The organism is Sphingobium sp. B11D3D (genome assembly GCF_025961755.1).
Taxonomy (GTDB): domain Bacteria; phylum Pseudomonadota; class Alphaproteobacteria; order Sphingomonadales; family Sphingomonadaceae; genus Sphingobium.
In genome coordinates, this window is the sequence record NZ_JAOQOG010000001.1 from 2,208,907 (window position 1) to 2,227,250 (window position 18,344).

The window sequence follows — 18,344 nt, forward strand, 5'->3', positions numbered from 1 at the left end:
CCATGGAGAGTGACTTTGTCCGAAAATTCCTTTGATTATGTGATTGTCGGCGCGGGGTCCGCCGGGTCGGTGCTCGCGGCGCGACTCACCGAGGACCCGAATGTGCGCGTCCTGCTGCTGGAGGCAGGCGGCGGTGGCGATGACTGGCTGATTCGGATGCCGCTCGGCTTCCTCAAGGCGCTGTTCAAGCCCGGCTACACCTGGCCCTATTGGACCGAGCCGGAGCCGCACATGAACAACCGCAAGCTGATCCTGCCGCGTGGACGGTTGCTCGGCGGCTCCAGCTCGATCAACGGCATGGTGTTCATGCGCGGTCACAGCGCCGATTTCGATCGCTGGGCGCAGATGGGCTGCAAGGGCTGGAGTTATGCCGATGTGCTCCCCTATTTCCGCAAGATGGAGCGCAGCTGGCGCGGCGCGTCCGATCTGCACGGCGCCGACGGCCCGCTGAGCGTCACGCCGAACGCGACGAAATGGCTGCTGCATGACGAACTGATGGCCGCCGCGAAGAACGCCGGCTTCCCGATCACCGACGACATTCACGATGGCGATGAGGAAGGCGTAGGCCGCGTCGAGCTGACCATCGACAAGAATGGCCGCCGGGCCTCGACCTATGCCGCCTATCTCAAGCCCGCTATGGATCGGCCCAATCTGACGGTTCTGACCAACGCGATGACCCAGCGCGTGCTGACCGAAGGCAAGCGGGCGACGGGCGTGGAGTATCGCCACGACGGCATTCTCAAGACCGCCCTTGCCCGACGCGAGGTCATCCTTTCGGGCGGCAGCTACAATTCGCCGCAGTTGCTCATGCTCTCCGGCATTGGCCCGGCGCAGCATCTGCGCGAGATGGATATCCCGGTCGTGCATGATCTGCCCGGCGTCGGCGAGAATCTCTCGGAGCACCCCCGCACACCGGTGCTGTTCGAGGCCTCGCCGGTCACCTTCGTCAACGAGTTGCGCTTCGACAAGGCGACGCTCTCCGTGCTGCGCTGGTACTTCATGGGCACCGGCCCCTTTGCGCGGCAGGTGAACAGCGCCAACCCGGTGCTGCGCACCGACCCGCGCCTCGCCCAGCCGGACATTCAACTCTGGTGCAACCCGGTGACGCTGGATGCGCATTTGTGGTTCCCCGGCATCAAGAAGCGTCCGCCGCACAAGCTGACCGCCGACGTCATCCTGCTCCACCCGGAAAGCCGGGGCCGGGTATTCCTCAAATCGCCCAAGGCCGACGATCATGTCGGCATTTTCCTCAACCTGTTCAGCGCGCCGGCCGATTTCGCGACGGCGCGGGCGGGCATCCGCATTGCGCGGAATATCTATGCCACTTCGCCGCAAGCCGAGATCACCGGCAAGGAAATCTCGCCCGGCGCCGAGGTGGTGAGCGATGAAGCGCTGGATGAGCATATCCGCGCCACCACGACGACCACGCAGCATCCGCTCGGCACCTGCCGGATGGGCACAGGCCCGATGGCGGTGGTCGATCCGCAGCTGCGGGTGATCGGCATGGAGGGCCTGCGGGTCATCGATGCCTCGGTGATGCCGGACGAGACCGGCGGCAACATCAATGCGCCCACCATCATGCTCGCCGAGCGGGCGGCGGACATCCTCAAGGGCAAGGTTCTGCCCGCTGACGAACTGGTTCACACAGGAGAGTATGCCGCATGACCCGCGAGGATTTCGAGCGCTATATCGGCGCCTTCAACGCCAATGATTTCGATGGCTTCACCAGCTTCTACGCAGATGACGTGGATTTTCAGCTTGGGGACCGGATGCACATCGTCGGCCGGGAGAAGATCGGCGAGTTCTATCGCGGCGTGAAGGCGCATTTCGAGGAGACGCTGACCATCCTCGATCTCATTCTCGCCGATGACGGCGCAGCGCTGCGGGTCCACACCCGCTTCGAGACGATCAAGGACTGGCCCGAGTTCGAAATGTGGCCGACCAAGAAGGGCGATGTGCGCGAGATCGAGAGCATCATCCTGTACCGTATCGCGAACGGCAAGTTCACCCACATCAAATCCGCCCGCTTCAAGGAACTCTGAGTCTTGGCCAACAGCTCCACGCCCGACTTCATCGTCATCGGATCCGGCTCGGCCGGCGCAGTCATCGCCGCCCGCCTGTCGGAAGATCCCAATGCCAAGGTCCTCGTGCTGGAGGCCGGACGCCGCGAGCGCGACATCCGCCTGACCATGCCGATCCTCTTCCCGTTCGTCATGGCCGATCCCAAGTTCAACTGGAGCTATATGGGCGAGCCGGAACCGTTCGCAGATAACCGCCAGATCCGCCAGCCGCGCGGCAAGGCGCTGGGCGGCTCCTCGATGATCAACGGCATGCTCTACGCGCGCGGCCATGCGCGGGATTATGACGAGTGGCGCCAGCTCGGCAACGAGGGCTGGAGCTATGACGATGTGCTGCCCTACTTCAAGAAATCGGAAAATCATTGGGGCCCTGAGGACCATTGGCATGGCAAGGGCGGACCGCTCAGCGTCAAGCAGCAGCCCAAGACCAACGATCTCTACCAGCGGTTCATCAGCACGGTGAAATCGCTCGGCTATGACGAGCGCGACAGTTTCCACCGCGCCGAGCAGGAAGGCTGGGGACCGCCGCCGCTCAACATCCATGAGGGCACGCGCGCCAGCACCGCCGCGCGCTTCCTCATTCCGGCGATGTCGCGGCCCAATCTGACGGTTGAGACCGGCGCGCTGGTCACCCGCATCGAGGTCGCCAACGGCCGCGCGGTCGCGGTCCATTATCGCGACAGCGAAGGCCGGGACAAACGGGTCGTCGCCGGACAGGAAATCATCCTTTCGGGCGGTGCCTATAATTCGCCCCAGGTGCTGCTGCTCTCCGGCATCGGCCCGGCCGAGCATCTCGCCGAGCAAGGCATCGATGTGGTGCATCACCTTCCCGGCGTCGGCATGAACCTGCAGGACCACCCTTCCGTCGCGATGGTCAATGCAGCGGCGCGCAGCGTGACGCTGACCGACAGCCTGCGCATCGACCGTTCCGCCCTTGCCGCGCTGCAATGGCTGCTGACGCGCGGCGGCATGATCGCGGATATGCCGGTGACCGCCAACGGCTTCATCAAGACCCGGCCCGAGCTTGAGCGGCCGGATGCGCAGTGCCTGTTCCAGCCGACGATGATCGGCGCGCAGACCTGGTTCCCCGGCTGGCGCAAGCCCAAGGCGGACGTAGTGGCAATGGCCTGCGTGCTGCTAAGGCCCGAGGGTCGCGGCTGGGTGAAGCTGCGCTCGGCAAACCCGACGGAAAAGCCGCGCATCCTCTCCAACGTGCTCTCCACCGAGATAGACCGGGCCTTCTTCCGCCGCCTCGTGCCGCAACTGCGCGAGATATTCTCCACCGCACCGTTGAGCGACGTTTTGCGCGGGGAGGTGATGCCCGGCCCGAATGTGAAGAGCGATGCGGAGATCGATGCCTGGGTGCGCAGCGCAATCAACACCGCCCTGCACCCGGTCGGCACCTGCGCCATGGGGCAGGATGACATGGCGGTGGTCGATCCGCGCCTGCGCGTCCACGGCCTCCAGGGCCTGCGCGTGGCCGATGCCGCCATCATGCCGCGAATCGTGGGTGGCAACACCAATGCCGCAAGCATCATGATCGGCGAGAAGGCTGCGGACATGATCAAGGCGGACAACGGCCTGCAGGCCTGAGGCGACCTTGCCGGTGACGTAACGTCAGCTCAGGGCGGCCCGGTCGAACGGGCTGCCCCGGCTTGCGTTCGCCCATTCATGGCGCGATAGGCAGGGCAACCTCAAAATTTGCAGGAGCCTTGCCTCATGCCTCGGCGTGTCCATCATATCGTTTCTCTCGCGGGCTGCACCGCCCTCCTCGCCCTCGCCGCACCGGCCGCTGCCAATGAAGGCATGTGGATGCCGGGCCAGATCAAGGACATTGGCGCCGCGCTCAAGGCCGACGGCCTGGCGCTCTCACCCGATCAGCTGGGACGGCTGGATGCCGCGCCGCTGAACGCCATCGTTTCGCTCGGCGGCTGCTCGGCTGCATTCCTCAGCCCCGAAGGGCTGGTCGCGACCAACCATCACTGCGTGCAGGGGTCGATCCAGTATAATAGCGGCGAAGGCCGGGATTATCTGACCAATGGCTTTCTCGCCAAGGAGCTGGGCGAGGAACTGCCCGCCGCGCCCGGATCGCGCATCTATGTGATCGAGGATCTGCGCGACGTGACCAGCGCGATGATGCGCGGCGTAACGCCCCGCCTGGATGGCCTCGCCCGCTACGAGAAGCTGGACGCCAATCGCAAGGCGTTGATCTCGGCGTGCGAGAAGCAGGCCAACCGCCGCTGCGACGTGCGGCCTTATTATGGCGGCGCGGCTTATTATCTCCAGCAGCAGCTTGAGATTCAGGACGTGCGCCTCGTCTACGCGCCGGCCGAAGGGCTCGGCAATTTTGGCGGCGAGACGGACAATTGGATGTGGCCGCGCCACACCGGCGACTTCGGCTTTTATCGCGCCTATGTCGGGCCGGACGGCAGCTCAAAGCCTTTCGCGAAGGAGAACGTCCCCTACCGCCCGAAATCCTGGCTGCGCATTGCCTCGCAGGGTGTGAAGGAAGGCGATTTCGTGATGGTCGCCGGTTTCCCCGGCACCACCAACCGCCTGCGCACCAGCGATGAAGTGCTGTTCAACTTCGCGGAATATGAGCCGCTCTGGCAGCGTCTGCTGAGCGACTATGCAACGCAGATCGACAAGGTCACGGCAGGCGATCGCGAGGCGCAGATCCGCTACGCCTCCATCCTCGCGGGGGCCGAGAATTACGAGAAGAAGCTCGCCGGCGACCTCGTCGGTGCCGACGCCATCCGCCTTGATGAGCGCAAGCCGGCCGAGGAAAAGGCCTTCCGCGACTGGGTCGCTGCCGACGCGGCCCGTCAGACGCGCTACGGGGCGGACATTGCGGCGCTGGATGCGGTGGTCATCGAGAATAACAAGGCTTCCCTCACCGGCCTGCGCACGTCCCTGCTCAACCGCGCGCAACTGCTCGGCGCAGCCCGCACCCTGTATCGCTGGGCCAAGGAGCAGGAAAAGCCCGACGCCCAGCGCGAGAGCGGATTCCAGCAGCGTGACCGCGAGAGCATTGTCGACCGGCTCCGTCAGGTCGAGCGCCGCTTTCTGCCCAAGATCGATCGTCAATTGTTCGAGGCTGCGCTCGTCGAATATCGCCAGCTCGACGTGGCGGATCGCGATGCCAAGTTTGAGGCCGCGCTGACGCAGATCGGCTTCGACCGGCTCTATGGCGAGACCAAGCTGGGCGACACGCCGACCCGGCTGGGCTGGCTGGACAAGCCCGCCTCCGCCTTCGAGACTTCGGACGATCCGTTCATCAAGCTCGCCATCGCGCTCTATGCCGGCGACATGGAGAGCGAGCAGGCCGCCAAGGCCCGCTCGGGTCGCACGCAGGCAGCGCGGGCTGGCTATATGAAGGGTCTGATGGCCTATAAGCAAGCGGCCGGCCTGCCCCTCTATCCCGATGCCAACAGCTCGCTGCGCCTGACCTGGGGCAAGGTCATGGGCAAGGAAAAGGACGGCCAGATCTGGACCGCCTTCACCACCGCCGAGGGCCTTCTCGCCAAGCAGACCGGCAAGGGCGAGTTCAATGCCCCGCAGGGCGCAATCGATGCGATCAAGGCCAAGGACTACGGCCCCTATGCCGCGACAGAGCTGGGCACGCTGCCGGTCGACTTCATGTCCAATGTCGACATCACCAATGGCAACTCGGGTTCCTCGACGCTGAACGCGCGCGGCGAATTCGTCGGCCTGGCCTTCGACGGCACGCTGGAAGGCGTGATCTCCGACTGGGCCTATGTGGCCGAGCGCAACCGCACGATCCATGTCGACAGCCGCTTCATGCTCTGGACGATGGACAAGGTCGACGGCGCGCAGCGGCTGCTCAAGGAAATGGGCGTCACGCCCGTCGCCAGCCGCTGAGGCGGAAGGATGGGGCGGCGCGGCCGCCCTGCCCCCCTGTCCCCACACGCACCAAAAGAGAAAGGCCGCTCCGGATGTCTCCGGGGCGGCCTTTCCTTATGTCAGCCTGACGCTGTCAGGCGCGTCAGAAGCTCTTGCGCACCGAGAGATACCACTCGCGGGGACGGCCCGGCTGGGCTTCCGTGGTGGGCTGGCCGAAGGGCACCAGATCGAAGATGTTGTAGTAATATTGCTTGTTGAACAAGTTGGTCGCACCGACCGCCACGGTCAGGTCGCCCGCATCGTTCTGGTAGCTGATCCGCCCGTTGAACACGGCGCGGCCGGGGATCTGGGCGATCGGGCTGCGCGAGTTGAACGAGATCTTCGACTGGTAGAAGCCGTCGATCCGCGGCGTGATGGAGCCACCCAGCTGCTCGACCGGGATCTCGTACTGGATACCAGCCGAACCCGTCCACTGCGGCACGTAAACCGGCGTCTGGTTCACTACGAGCGGATCGTTGCGCAGTTCCGGCGCATCGAAATGCGTGTAACCGCCCGCGAGGTTGAACGTCAGGCCATCGACCGGACGGGCCTCCAGCTCGACCTCGAAGCCCTTCACCTTGCCCGGCGAATTGACGTAGTTGGTCTTGGAGATGCAAGCCACGCCAATGCCCTGCGCGAGGTTGACCGCACCGTCCGTCGCCGGATTATAGGCGCGGCACAGCTCGCTGCCGCCGGTCACAGCCGGATCGACCTGCGTCCCGGCGAGCGTGCAGACACCGGTCGTGCCGTTGTTGATGCACTCAGAACCGCTCTGCGAGACGATGCGCGAGGAGTAGTCCGAATAGAAGCCGGCCACGTTCAGGCGCAGGCGACGGTCGAAGAAGTCACCCTTGAAGCCGAGTTCATAGGCGACCATTTCCTCGGCCGCGACGGGCACGAGCTGCGAGGCCTGGAACGGACGCGGGTTGAACGCACCGGGACGATAGCCCGAAGCGATCGAGCCATAGACCATCACGGAATCGGTCAGCTTGTAGTCCGCGCCGAAGCGGTAATCGATGCGGTCGTCCTTGACGAGCACGGGGCGAATGATGCCGCCCTGGCCGTTGTTGAAAAGCGTGTCCTTGGTATCTTCCGAGTAGCGCAGGCCAGCGGTGAGCTGCAGGCGATCGAGCGGACGAACCTGCGCCTGGGCATAAGCCGCCTTGGCTTCGCTATCCACGCTGATGCGGGCGTTCTGCTGGAAGTTGAGGAACGGAATCGAGACGTTGGACGTCGTGAGGCCCTTGCCCTTGTAGTAGAACAGACCGGCGGTCACATCGAACAACGGGCTGGTGTAGTTGAGGCGCGGTTCGACCGTCCACTGCTCATGCGTGATGATGGACTTGGTGGTCTGCAGGCTCAGCGGCGACCCGTCGGTATCGTTGATGGCCGTCGTGAAGACATTGCGATAGCTACCCAGCACGGTGAGCGTCAGGTCCTGCGTCAGATCGACCACGGCCTTGCCGCTGAAGCCGTAATTCTCGATCACAGCCTTGCGATCGAAGCACTGGCCGCCACGGTCCGACCCACCGTTATAATAAGTGCCGGCGATGTTGGTACCAGCCGGGATCGGATCGCAATAGGTGGCATAGGTGGTGTAAGGGCTGTTCGTGAGGAAGCGGCTGTCATAGCTGACCCCCCAAAGCGGCTGATAAACGGCCGCATCAAGCGCCTGCGTGGCTGCGCTCGGCACGATGCGGAGCTGCTTGTTCGCCACCGCCGGGGAATCATCGTTGGTGTAGTCCGCCGAGAGCGTCAGGTCGATGCCGGTGCCGGCGTAACGCAGCGCGCCGCGCAGGGCGACGACGCTTTCACCGCCATAACGGCCCAGTTCGCAATCGGTCTGCGAGGCGCCGGAGAGGAAGCCGTCCGAGGGATCGAGCGAGGGGAACCTGCCGGCGAGGCCAGGCGTGCCCTGACGCACCATGTCACAACGAAAGTCGAGCAGCTTCTGGTAGCCCTTGCGCTTCTTCGACACGCCCGAAACGCGGAAGAAGAGGTTCTCCGAGAGCGGCACATTGAAGCCGGCGCGCAGGTCGGTGCGGTTGTAGCTGCCCACGGTCGCTTCGACATAGGCCGAAGGCGTGGCATCGGGTGCTTTGGAAATCAGGTTGACGGCGCCACCAATGGCGTTGCGGCCGAACACCGTGCCCTGCGGACCGCGCAGCACTTCGACGCGCTCAAGGTCGAGCAGATCGAAGGTCGAGCCGGCGAGCAGCGCATAATATTGGTCATCAACATAGAAGGCCACGCCCGGCTCGAACGCCAAGTTGAAGTCATACTGGCCGATGCCGCGGATATAGGCCTGCACGGCGCGGCCAAAAGAGGCGTTCGCTGCCGCAAAGCTGGCGTTCGGCACGATGGCCGCAACGTCCTGAATGTTGTTGATCGCCCGATCGGTCAGCGCATTAGCGGTCACGGCGGTGATGGCCAGCGGCGTTTCCTGCAGGTTGGTGGCCGAGCGCGTCGCGGTCACGACGATCTCTTCGACACCGGCGCGCTGGGGCTGCGCCTGGGCAGCGGCATCGTCCTGCGCCTGTGCGGGCGCTGCGATGCTCATGGCAAAGACGGACGCACCCGCCATGCCCAGAAGCTTGTTCCTCAACGAAAACGACATTCCAAATCTCCCAAAACGCGGGCGCAGGCCCATTGATCGATGGGTGAATGCCGCGCCGCATCCCCGCGCCGCCCGGAGACAGCGCCGCCCGCAAACGGGCCAGGACACCACGCAGCTTCACCGCGTTAGTGGAGTGATCAGCAGGGATTGGACTTATGCGCCAAGACGAACGAGATCGCCTTTGCCTGTGAGGCGATCAGGCACGATGAGGGCCTGATCGAAGCCACGGGCTTCGCCTGTACTGCATCCTTCTCCCGCTGGCATAAGACCAGCCGAGCATCGCCAATACTCCGAGATATTGACTTTGCCCGATACTCCAGCCTGCGCCATTGGAAGAGCACCGATGAGAAAACAAGAAAATTTCTCATCGAGCAGGAAATATTGATGACTTTGTCAGAAAGTGTCGCATGCATGCCACGATGGACCCTGGCCTGCGGGCCGGTGGCGCCTCTTGTTCCGATCACGTCGAAGCCGCGTCGCGCCCGCTCTTACGCGGCGCCCATGGGCGACATTGCCGCCCATCACAACCGCTAATCTGCAGCTTTGCTTTATAAGGATGTTGATTCCCCATCAACACCGTGTTTTGGTGCAATCCGATAAAAAGCCCGGCTGGTCGGCCGGATGGATGCGGGATGGCTGAATATGAACAGGTTTGACGTCGAAGACTTCATCGATCGGTCGCGGATCAGCGCCACCCAGATCATGGCGCTGCTCGTCTGCGTTCTGGTCTGCTTCATCGACGGGTTCGATATCTTCATGATCGGCAAGATCGCGCCGGCCATCGCTGCAGATTTCGGAGAGACCTCCGAGGCCATGACCAAGGTGTTCGTCTATCAGCAGATCGGCCTCGCCATTGGTGCCTTCAGCATCGCCCCGCTGGCGGACCGGTTCGGACGGCGGTTCATGCTCATGGTCTCCTGCCTCATCTTCGGCACGATCACCATCGGCAGCATCCATGCCCAGACGCTCACGCAGCTGGCTGTTCTGCGCGGCATTGCCGGCGTGTTCATGGCGGCGGGCCTGCCCATGGCCATGGCGCTGATCTCCGAGCTGACCCCCAAACGCAAACGCTCGACGCTGATCTCTCTGGCGCTTGTCGGCTTCTCGACCGGCAGTGCCGCCAGCGGCGTCGTCGCGGCGTGGCTGCTGGACAGCTATGGCTGGGAAAGCGGCTTCTGGATCGGCGGCCTCGTGCCGATTACCTGCGCGGTGCTGCTCTTCCTGATCGTGCCGGAATCGCTTAAGTTCCGGGCCGAGCGCAACCCATCCGATCAGCGGATCGCGACCACGATCCGCAAGATCGACCGCAATGTCGACCTGCGGGGCGACGAACTGTTCGTGATCGAGAGCGGTGGCGCCAAGGGGCGCAAGGCCAAGCTGTCCGACGTGTTCTCCGAGGGTCGCCTGACCATGACGGCACTGGTCTGGGCTGCCTGCACCCTCAGCATGACCAACACGGCCCTGCTTAGCGCCTGGATGCCGACCTTCTTCCTCGAAATGGCGGGCGTCCCCATCCAGGATTTCGCGAAGGTCGCCATGATCGGCTATCTCGGCGGGGTCGCGGGCACGCTCTCCATCGGCTGGCTGATGGACCGGATGCGCCCCGCCCTGCTCATCGCCTGCTTCTATGTGATGCTGGCCGTGACCATCAACCTGCTGGGCTGGGTGCCCTTCTACTCCGCCTTCTTCGTGGTCGCGCTGCTCACCTGGCAGTTCTTCCAGACCGGCGGACAGTCCGGCCTCAACACGATGATCGCCCAGGTCTATCCGCCCCGGATGCGCAGCACGGCATTGGGCTGGGCCGGTGGCGCCGGGCGCATTGGCGGCATCGTGGCGCCGATTGCGGGCGGCTTCGCGCTCGCCCAGCACTACTCGCTGCAACTCACCCTCGCGCTGACGGCAGCGCTGCCGCTTGGCACCGCGATCTTGATGTTCGCCCTCGCCTATATCCGCCGCCAGGAAGAGGCGAAGGATAGAGAGCCCGTCACCCTCGCGCATTGATATGCGCGCTCGACGGTTGCCGGGCGAAAGGAAAAGGGCGGCCTCGCGATGATGCGAGGGCCGCCCTTTCTGTTTGAGGCCCGCCCGGTCTACAGGGAACCGGTCGGCCGATAGGTGTAAGCGATCAGGCCGCCGAGCTGAGCTTCATATTATACTGGCCGCTCTTGAGCGTCTCCTCCGGCACCCAGGTGCCGTGGAAGGTCGAGCGGACGCGGACGGGCAGCTTGAGCAGCGCAACCGGCCCGGCCGCCAGGTTTTGCGCGTCCAGAATGGCCAGATCGCTGCGGTTCTTAGCACCGCGTGCGACCAGCACGAGCAGCCACCCATCGCCTTCCGGCGCGTCCGGCGTGCGCGGCACGAACTGCGCCTCCTGCACGCTATCGCCCGGGCCAGGCTTCCAGATCTGGAACTCGCCGGTCTGGTTGTCGAACCGCGCCGTGCCGCTCGATCCATCCTGCGCGCGTGCGAGCAGGAAGCCATAGCGATAGGGCCGCCCCTGATAGCGATCGTCCGTGCGCGGCATCTCGCCCGGAATGTTCAGCAGACGCTGCGTGGTGAAGCTGTCCTCATTGCTGGCAAGATCGAACGTCATGCGCGTCAGGAATGGCGGAACCGGCGCCGTCTCCTCGCCCTGCGGCGTGGTAAAGAAGGGGAAGCAGTTGCCATCATAATAGCACAGATCGAGGTGGACCTTCGTGCCTTCGCGATAGGCATTCATCATGTGACCGGCGCTGCCGGTCGGCCCCTTGAACCAGCGAATATCCTCCGCCTTGCCATAACGCGGCACCAGCGCGACATGCACAGGCTGATCGGGGTGCCACTGATAATAAGGCCCGCCCTGCTTCACCACGTCGAGATCGGTGATCAGCGGGAAGAACGGCACGACCACCCATTCATCGGTGATCGCGAAATCATGGACGCAGGCTGCATAGGGCATCTCGAACCAGATCTCGGTCTTGATCTTGCGATCCGGCCCGAAAACGTAGAACACGAAATCCTTGGTCGCATCGCCCTTGGCCTGATAGCCGAACGCCAGCAGCTCGTTGGTGATCGGGTCCACCTTGGGGTGCGCCGTAAACGTCTCGGACAATATCTGTCCGTCGAAATCCACGCGGCCCTTTGTTTCCAGCGTGTCGGGGTCGATCTCATAAGGGAGGTCATCTTCCTTCAACGCATAGAGATGGCCGGCATGGAACATCGCCGTGGTGTTGGCCGTGCCGAGATGGATTTCCTTCGCGCTTTCATCAACCGTATAGCGGTTGCGATAGCTGCCGAAGAGCCCGCGACGGGCGGCCTTCTGCGCCTTGTAGCGATCCGTCTCGACCCATTTGACCACATAGTCCGCTTGATTGTCCTTGAAGCGGATCATGTGCATCTGGCCTTCGCCATCGATGAATATGTCATCGGTGCGGCCGGAGGGATATTGCCGGTCGGCGCCGACGCGATACAGGCCGCCTTCCAGCCCATCGGGGATGGCGCCGGAAATCAGCTCCAGCCCACGCAGCTCGATATTGGCGCGCATCGGCTCGCCCCAGCCGCGATACAACTCGACATCGGGAAATTGAATGGGTTCGACCATGGGGTCCTCCTGAAGAATCTGCCTCAGACGGTGGCGATGAAGTTCATGATGTGATGCTCAAGGTCGCTGTCTGGCGTCCCGATCTCGAGCACAGGTGACAGATGGTTGTGGCCTCCCAGCCAATGCAGCCTTGGAAAGGCCTTGTTGGTTATGGCGTAGCGGGCAGCCAGGCTCGCGGCCTGCTGCTGGAACGGCACCGGATCGAACTCGCAGACCGAGAAGAACAGCGGGATCTTGCTGGTGAGCAGCCCGGCCACGGTGGACGCCTGCGCCCAGCCTGCCGGGTCCTCGCCATAATAGGATTTCTGGAACTGATTCGGCTCGGCCGCGGCCACGTCGTAAATCCCTGAGCACATCAGCGCGCCGGCAATCTTTGGCGAGAAGCGCGCGACGCAATCGGCCACGTGCACCGCGCCGGCCGACTGGCCCATCACGAAGATGCGATCCGGATCGCCGCCGAACTGTGCCACATTCTCGCGCAGCCAGATGACGGCATTGGCGACGTCCTCACCGCCGGCCGGCCAAGTGGCGGCAGGCGCGAGCCGGTACGTCATGGTGACGCCGACATAGCCCTCATCCACGGCAAAGCTGCCGATATTGTCGTAAAAGGGCGAGCCTTCGGTGGTCTTGTCACCCATCACGAAGCCGCCGCCATGGACGAACACCAGCACCGGCGCGCCGGAAAGCCCGTCCCGCGTGAAGATATCCAGCCGATTGCGTGCATCGGAACCATATTGATGGTCGCGCGTCACTCTGGCGCCAGCCGGAATGCCGGGCTGCAGGGCACGGTAAATCCCCTGCGTGCCGCCCATCATGTCCGGGGTCAGTTCCGTGCCGAACGCTTCAAGCTGTTTGCGGATTTCGGGGGTCATGCAGCATCTCCAACCTTGAGCACCGGCTTGATCACCGTGCCCGCCTCACAATCATGAAACGCCTTGCCGATCTCATCGAAGGCGTAGGTCTCGATCAGCCGATCGAACGGGAAGCGCCCTTGCCGCCAGTAATCGATCAGCATTGGCAGGAAGGTGCGCGGATTGGCGTCGCCGCCGAGGATGCCGCGCAGCTGCTTGCCACCGGCCAGCATGGGGAACATGGCGGGCGCCCATTCCCCCCGAGGCGCCGCGACGAAGCCGGCAGTGCCGTTCATGGCGAGGCATTCCAGCGCCATGGTGTGGACGGCTGGCACGGTGGTCGTGTTGAAGGTGAAGTCCACGCCGCGACCGGTAACCGCGCGAATCTGCTTCGCGACGTCCTCGCCGTCCGAGCGGATCGCATCGGTCGCGCCCAGTTCGCGCGCAAGCTCAAGCCGGCCTGGGTTAATGTCCACCGCGACGATCCGCTTCGCGCCCACCAGCTTGGCGGCCATCACCGCCGAGAGGCCGACACCACCGACCCCGAAGATGGCGATGGTGTCCCCTGCCCCCACCTTCAGCGCCTCGATCACCGCTCCGGCGCCAGTGATGACGCCGCAGCCGAGCGGGGCGAGTAGTTCCAGCGGAATATCCTTGTCCACCTTCACCGCCGTGCGCTCCGGCACGATGCTGTGCGTCGCGAACGAAGACTGGCCGAAGAAATGCGAGTGGATGCGCTCATCCCCGCACGCCAGCGCCGTCGAGCCATCGAGGCGCTTGCCGCCGAAGTTCATCGGCATCGCGAGATCGCAATAGGTCGGACGTCCGGCCACGCAACTGGGGCACACGCCGCAGCTGCTGCCCGAGAGGAGCACATGGTCGCCCACCGCGAACCCGCGCACGCCCTCGCCCAGCGCCTCGACCACGCCCGCGCCCTCATGGCCGAGCACGATGGGATGCGGCGCGTGACGGCCGGGATGCTCATGCAGATCGGTATGGCAGATGCCGACCGCGACCATGCGCACGAGCATCTCGCCTGCGCGTGGCGCTTCCAGCTCCAGCGTCTCAAGCACCGGCGCCGGCTGATTGCCGCGACTGACGGCAGCGGTGATCTGCATCACTTCTTCCCCGCGACCGGCGGAGCCTGATGGCTCGGCTTTTTTTTGAGCAGGATCTCACCTTTCCACGGCACCTGATCGGCCGCCGTCCAGGCGTTGACGTGCAGTGACTGGAAGCGCCACACGCCTTCCTTCTTGGTCACATGGTCCTGCCGGGTGCCGATGCCGAACACGAAGTTGGTGTGGTAATCGGTTTGAAACTGGAGGATCTGGAAGAAGCAGCGCACGTCCACTTCGCCCTGCTCCGGGCGTGGGTCCATGATCAGCGTGTTCATGATGTGCTGGCGCCCGTACCACCAGCTCTGCCGGTCGTTCCACAGCGAGCGCAGATTCTCCAGGATGGCCTCATGGCCCTGCACCCGGCCCTGCCAGAGATGATCGAACCAGGCGTCCTGCGCGAAGGTCGACATCGCCGTCTCTTCATCGGCGAGGTCGATGCCCCAGGCGTAGCGCGAATAAAGCTCCTGAATTTCGAGCCGGTCGAGTGCGCTCAGTTCCCATGCCATGTCAGTGTCCTCCCGGTTTTCCAAGATGGTGATCGTTCTGGATATCGGCCGGCTCGCCATGATTGGTGAGCAGAGCCTTGCGGCGCACATAGCGCAGGATCGCCTCCGGGCCGGTGCGCGAGCCCCCGCCCACGCCGGACGCGCCAAAGGCATTGCTGCCGACCGTGCGGTTCTTGGCGAAGGTCAGGAAGGTATCCTGCATGAACACGGAGCCGGCATTGATCTGCAGGCCGATCGCCATCGCTTCTTCCGCGCTGCCCGCAACGACGTTCGCCGTAAGGCCGAAAATGGTGTCGTTGGCGAGGGCAATCGCCTCCTCAACCGTCTTGAACGGCATGACCGGCAGGATCGGCCCGAAGGTTTCGTCCCGCATGACCAGCATGTCGTGGGTCACGCCGGTCAGCACGGTCGGGCGCATGTAAAGGCCGCCGTCGATCTGCTCGACGGCCCCACCGGTGAGGACCTTCGCCCCTTTCTCGACCGCGTCGGCGATATGCCGCTCGACGATCTGCGCCTGTGGCGCGAAGGTGAAGGGATGGAGATGCCCGGCGCGCGGATCGTCGCTGTTGAGGCGAACCTTCTGCGCCTTCTCAACGAGAAGCGCGACGAAGGCATCGTGGATGGCCTCGGCGACGTAGATGCGCTCGACCGAGAAGCAGACCATGCCATTGGCATGAACCGCGCCGCGCAGGACGGCGGTGGTCGCCCGCTCCAAATCGGCGGTTTCAGTGACGATCACCGGGTCCTTGCCGCCCAGTTCCAGATAGCAGGGAATCAGGCGCTCGGCGCACTGCACGGCGATCTTGCGGCCGGTGGGCACGCTGCCTGTGAAGCAAACGAGATCGACGGTGTCGATGATCGCCCGGCCCGTCTCGCCATCGCCCTGAACATAATCGAACACGCCGGCCAGCTCCGGCACCTGGGCCACAGCCTCGAACAGCGGCTGCACCCAGCGCGGCGTCACTTCCGAGGGCTTGATAAGCACGGCGCAACCCGCGAACAGGGCGGGAATGGCATCGAGCAGCACCAGCATCATCGGCGCGTTCCAGGGGCCGATCACGCCGACCAGCGGATAGGGCACGAACTGCGTGCGCACCTCCACCTGCGGCATGGCCTTGGAGGGGCCGGTATAGCTCGCCGCATCGAGCGCGGCCTGCGCGTCCTCGATCCAGCCGCCGATATTGCCCATGGTGATGAAGCCCTGGAGATAGGAGGTATGGCACCCTCCGGTATCGACCGCATCAGCCTCGGCGATGGCGCTGGCGCGCTTGGCGACCTCGCCCAGCCAGCGCTGCATGACGCCGATGCGCTCTGCGAGCGGCTTGGCACCCCAAGCCTGCTGGTTGCGCCGGAGACGGTCAGCCTTCGCCGCCACGTCCTCCGCCGTCGCAATTTCCATCATAAAGTCGATCGCGCCGCTGCGTGGGTTGCGCACGGGCACGCTGCGCCGTTCGATATCCGCCATGAACGTCCTCCCCGAAGGCGAGAGACTCGCCTCAATTAGTCAGACGTCGTTGTATATCGATGTTAGACGGGCAATCAACAGGATTGCGGCGTTTCATTGTCCCAAGGGAAAAAGCCCGGATAGCGCAGGATCGCCGAGTGCGCGCGCACCACGGATTGCAATGGCGGGAGCAGCGCTTCGAAGGCGCGCGCGGATATGTTGGATCGCACCGCATCTTCGGTCGCATCCGCGCTGGTCTGGAGACGGTCGATCTGGTGCCGGCCATCATCGGTGACGAAATAGAGCGTCTTGCGACGATCCTGCGGCGAGGGCACAGCCTGCAACCACCCCCGCTGGGCCAGCTTCTTGAGAACGATCGCGCAGGTGGAGGGATCCAGGCCATAGACACGCGCGAACTCGACCTGACTCAGGCCGCCATGCAGATCGAGTATCACCATCGCGGAGAACTGGCGCAGGGTCACCGCCATCGGCGCGACCTGCTCACTGAAATGCGCATGGAGGATCTGCAGCGCGCGGCGGAACAACATGCTGGGCACATTGGCCAGATAGGAGTCCTGCCTGTCCCATCGCGGCGCGCCGTCATTGCCGGCCTCCACCAGGCTGGAGAGCTGCGCCATGGCCACCGCGCGTTCGTCATCGCTCAGCGGATCGAGCAGCAACGCCTGAAGCTGGGCGAAAGACGACCGGATTTCGTCCATGCGGGCTTCCCCGGCCGCCGTCAGCACCGGCAGACTGCGCCGCCGATCCCGCTCATCCTGCTGGCGGGCGATAAGGCCGGTCAATTCGAGGTTCTGCAGCACGATCGCCGTGGTCGACGTGTCGCTGCCGCAGGCCCGCGCGAGGCGGACCTGATCGCTCCCCGGACGCTCAGCAATCGCGAGCATCATTTCCGCCTGCGACAAGGTCTCGCCCCCGCAGGCCACCGATCCGTACAGGGCATTGGCGATCTGATCGATGCGGTTGAGCAGAAACCCCGGCTTGCGCAGGAACACCCGCATGACCTGATCGAGCGGAACACGCGGTCTTTCTACGGCCCAATCAATCTCAGGTGCAGCAATGGCAATTTGTTTTGCAGGCATGGTCACAAACAGGCGGACCCCGTGATGGGCAATGTTATCATGCGCAACAATCGGCCAGATTCCGGGGCTTGGCAAGCATATCGGTCGAGCGGATCGACGTTTTTCAGTTGAACCCAAACGGCCACCCGCTTAGCTGTTGAAGAATCAACAACAAGAATTTTATTGGAGCGCAGGATGACCGAGGACGACTATGCCGACTACATCGCCCGCTTCAATGCGAACGATTTCGAAGGTTTCGGCCGATATTATTGCGATGACGTGGTGTTCAACCTGGGCGAAAAGCGTCAGATTATCGGTCGTTCCGCCATTCTGGATTTCTACCGCGACGTGAAGTCGAAGGTTCGCGAAACGCTCGACATTCTCGCCGTCGCGGCCGGTCCGGACACCCTCGCCTGCCATGTTCGCACCGAATTCTATGGCCTGGAAGACTGGCCAGACTTCATCGCCGGCCCCTTGATGAAGGGGCAGACCCTCAACATCGAGAGCCTTGGTTTCTATTATCTGCGCGACGGCAAGTTCGCGCAGATTCTCGGCGCGCGGTACAAGACGCTGCCCGCCACAGCTGCTGTTTGATAGTCATCGAAAAAGGAGATTGCACTTCATGGTAACGCCCGAAATTGCCCCCCATCCCTTCGCGCCGAAGTTCGAATTCGCCTTCACGGTGTCGATCGACCTGACACCGGCGGTGTGGATTTCCCCCACCAGCATGGGCGCGACCCGCGCTGCCGTGTGGGCAGCCCAAGGCATCTTCGAAGGCCCCCGCATTCGCGGCCGGGTCATCCCGATGAGCGGCGGCGACTATCCGCTGTCCCGCCCCAACGGCGTGATCGATTTCGACGCGCGCTACATGCTGGAAGCCGATGACGGCACGCCGATCTATCTGCAGAGCCGCGGCTATCGCTGGGCCGAAGGTGACGCGATGGAGCGCATGGCCCGCAACGAAGATGTGGGACCGGAAGAATATTATATGCGGGTGAGCCCCAAGTTCGACGTGCCGGAAGGCCCGCACGAATGGCTGGGCAAGCACATCTTCGTCGGCGTTGCCGAGAAGATCCCGAAGGCCAACCGCATCCACTATTTCATGCTGCTCTGACGGCTGACGCCTTCCAAAGAAATCCAGCTGCCGCCGCCTTGCACTTTCCGCAGG

The 18,344-nt window shown here is 63.8% G+C and carries 14 protein-coding genes; 7 read left to right on the forward strand and 7 right to left on the reverse strand.

Going from position 1 to position 18,344, the window contains the following annotated elements; genetic code table 11:
• Positions 1–15 precede the first annotated feature (15 nt).
• The 4 genes from M2334_RS10440 (at position 16) to M2334_RS10455 (ending at position 5,960) form a co-directional block, all read left to right on the forward strand.
• Positions 16–1,665, forward strand: a complete 1,650-nt coding sequence (locus M2334_RS10440; protein ID WP_264605361.1) for a GMC family oxidoreductase — start codon at positions 16–18, stop codon at positions 1,663–1,665.
• Positions 1,662–2,042, forward strand: coding sequence for a nuclear transport factor 2 family protein (locus tag M2334_RS10445; protein ID WP_264570004.1), 381 nt, complete (start codon positions 1,662–1,664; stop codon positions 2,040–2,042). The genes M2334_RS10440 and M2334_RS10445 overlap by 4 nt, the downstream gene beginning before the upstream one ends.
• Positions 2,043–2,045: 3 nt before the next feature.
• On the forward strand, positions 2,046–3,671 hold the full coding sequence (locus tag M2334_RS10450; protein WP_264570003.1) for a GMC family oxidoreductase: 1,626 nt from the start codon (positions 2,046–2,048) through the stop codon (positions 3,669–3,671).
• 126 nt (positions 3,672–3,797) lie between these two features.
• Positions 3,798–5,960 carry a S46 family peptidase gene (locus M2334_RS10455; RefSeq protein ID WP_264605362.1) on the forward strand — a complete coding sequence of 721 codons (2,163 nt, stop codon included), beginning with the start codon at positions 3,798–3,800 and terminating at the stop codon, positions 5,958–5,960.
• A gap of 124 nt (positions 5,961–6,084) precedes the next feature.
• Here M2334_RS10455 and M2334_RS10460 read toward each other — a convergent pair whose 3' ends face one another.
• Positions 6,085–8,598: a TonB-dependent receptor gene (locus M2334_RS10460; protein ID WP_264594718.1), complete on the reverse strand. Its 2,514-nt coding sequence runs from the start codon at positions 8,596–8,598 to the stop codon at positions 6,085–6,087.
• Positions 8,599–9,240: 642 nt separating this feature from the next.
• Here M2334_RS10460 and M2334_RS10465 point away from each other — a divergent pair.
• A complete protein-coding gene (locus M2334_RS10465) occupies positions 9,241–10,599 on the forward strand; it encodes an MFS transporter (RefSeq protein ID WP_264570000.1) in 1,359 nt (452 codons plus the stop codon).
• Positions 10,600–10,723: 124 nt separating this feature from the next.
• Here M2334_RS10465 and M2334_RS10470 read toward each other — a convergent pair whose 3' ends face one another.
• The 6 genes from M2334_RS10470 to M2334_RS10495 all read right to left on the reverse strand — a co-directional run bounded on the left by M2334_RS10470 (position 10,724) and on the right by M2334_RS10495 (position 17,116).
• Positions 10,724–12,178: a carotenoid oxygenase family protein gene (locus M2334_RS10470; protein WP_264572537.1), complete on the reverse strand. Its 1,455-nt coding sequence runs from the start codon at positions 12,176–12,178 to the stop codon at positions 10,724–10,726.
• A gap of 23 nt (positions 12,179–12,201) precedes the next feature.
• Complete coding sequence (locus M2334_RS10475; RefSeq protein WP_264605363.1) at positions 12,202–13,050, reverse strand: alpha/beta hydrolase; 849 nt, start codon at positions 13,048–13,050, stop codon at positions 12,202–12,204.
• Positions 13,047–14,147: an NAD(P)-dependent alcohol dehydrogenase gene (locus M2334_RS10480; protein ID WP_264605364.1), complete on the reverse strand. Its 1,101-nt coding sequence runs from the start codon at positions 14,145–14,147 to the stop codon at positions 13,047–13,049. The genes M2334_RS10475 and M2334_RS10480 overlap by 4 nt, the downstream gene beginning before the upstream one ends.
• Entirely contained in the window at positions 14,147–14,653 is a 507-nt protein-coding gene (locus M2334_RS10485) for a nuclear transport factor 2 family protein (RefSeq protein ID WP_181559312.1), read from the reverse strand. The genes M2334_RS10480 and M2334_RS10485 overlap by 1 nt, the downstream gene beginning before the upstream one ends.
• Before the next feature lies 1 nt (position 14,654).
• On the reverse strand, positions 14,655–16,118 hold the full coding sequence (locus tag M2334_RS10490; protein WP_264605365.1) for an aldehyde dehydrogenase family protein: 1,464 nt from the start codon (positions 16,116–16,118) through the stop codon (positions 14,655–14,657).
• 74 nt (positions 16,119–16,192) lie between these two features.
• Positions 16,193–17,116, reverse strand: coding sequence for a MarR family winged helix-turn-helix transcriptional regulator (locus M2334_RS10495; protein ID WP_264605366.1), 924 nt, complete (start codon positions 17,114–17,116; stop codon positions 16,193–16,195).
• A 255-nt stretch (positions 17,117–17,371) separates the two neighbouring features.
• Between M2334_RS10495 and M2334_RS10500 the strand changes: the two genes are divergently transcribed.
• A complete protein-coding gene (locus tag M2334_RS10500; protein ID WP_264569994.1) occupies positions 17,372–17,770 on the forward strand; it encodes a nuclear transport factor 2 family protein in 399 nt (132 codons plus the stop codon).
• Positions 17,771–17,798: 28 nt separating this feature from the next.
• Positions 17,799–18,290 carry a DUF3237 domain-containing protein gene (locus M2334_RS10505; protein ID WP_264605367.1) on the forward strand — a complete coding sequence of 164 codons (492 nt, stop codon included), beginning with the start codon at positions 17,799–17,801 and terminating at the stop codon, positions 18,288–18,290.
• The last annotated feature ends 54 nt before the right edge of the window (positions 18,291–18,344 follow it).

Coding starts and splice junctions, on each gene's coding strand:
- M2334_RS10445 (WP_264570004.1), top strand. CDS start 1,662: ATGACCCGCGAGGATTTCGAGCGCTATATCGGCGCCTTCAACGCCAAT.
- M2334_RS10455 (WP_264605362.1), top strand. CDS start 3,798: ATGCCTCGGCGTGTCCATCATATCGTTTCTCTCGCGGGCTGCACCGCC.
- M2334_RS10460 (WP_264594718.1), bottom strand. CDS start 8,598: ATGTCGTTTTCGTTGAGGAACAAGCTTCTGGGCATGGCGGGTGCGTCC.
- M2334_RS10465 (WP_264570000.1), top strand. CDS start 9,241: ATGAACAGGTTTGACGTCGAAGACTTCATCGATCGGTCGCGGATCAGC.
- M2334_RS10470 (WP_264572537.1), bottom strand. CDS start 12,178: ATGGTCGAACCCATTCAATTTCCCGATGTCGAGTTGTATCGCGGCTGG.
- M2334_RS10475 (WP_264605363.1), bottom strand. CDS start 13,050: ATGACCCCCGAAATCCGCAAACAGCTTGAAGCGTTCGGCACGGAACTG.
- M2334_RS10480 (WP_264605364.1), bottom strand. CDS start 14,147: ATGCAGATCACCGCTGCCGTCAGTCGCGGCAATCAGCCGGCGCCGGTG.
- M2334_RS10485 (WP_181559312.1), bottom strand. CDS start 14,653: ATGGCATGGGAACTGAGCGCACTCGACCGGCTCGAAATTCAGGAGCTT.
- M2334_RS10490 (WP_264605365.1), bottom strand. CDS start 16,118: ATGGCGGATATCGAACGGCGCAGCGTGCCCGTGCGCAACCCACGCAGC.
- M2334_RS10495 (WP_264605366.1), bottom strand. CDS start 17,116: ATGCGGGTGTTCCTGCGCAAGCCGGGGTTTCTGCTCAACCGCATCGAT.
- M2334_RS10500 (WP_264569994.1), top strand. CDS start 17,372: ATGACCGAGGACGACTATGCCGACTACATCGCCCGCTTCAATGCGAAC.
- M2334_RS10505 (WP_264605367.1), top strand. CDS start 17,799: ATGGTAACGCCCGAAATTGCCCCCCATCCCTTCGCGCCGAAGTTCGAA.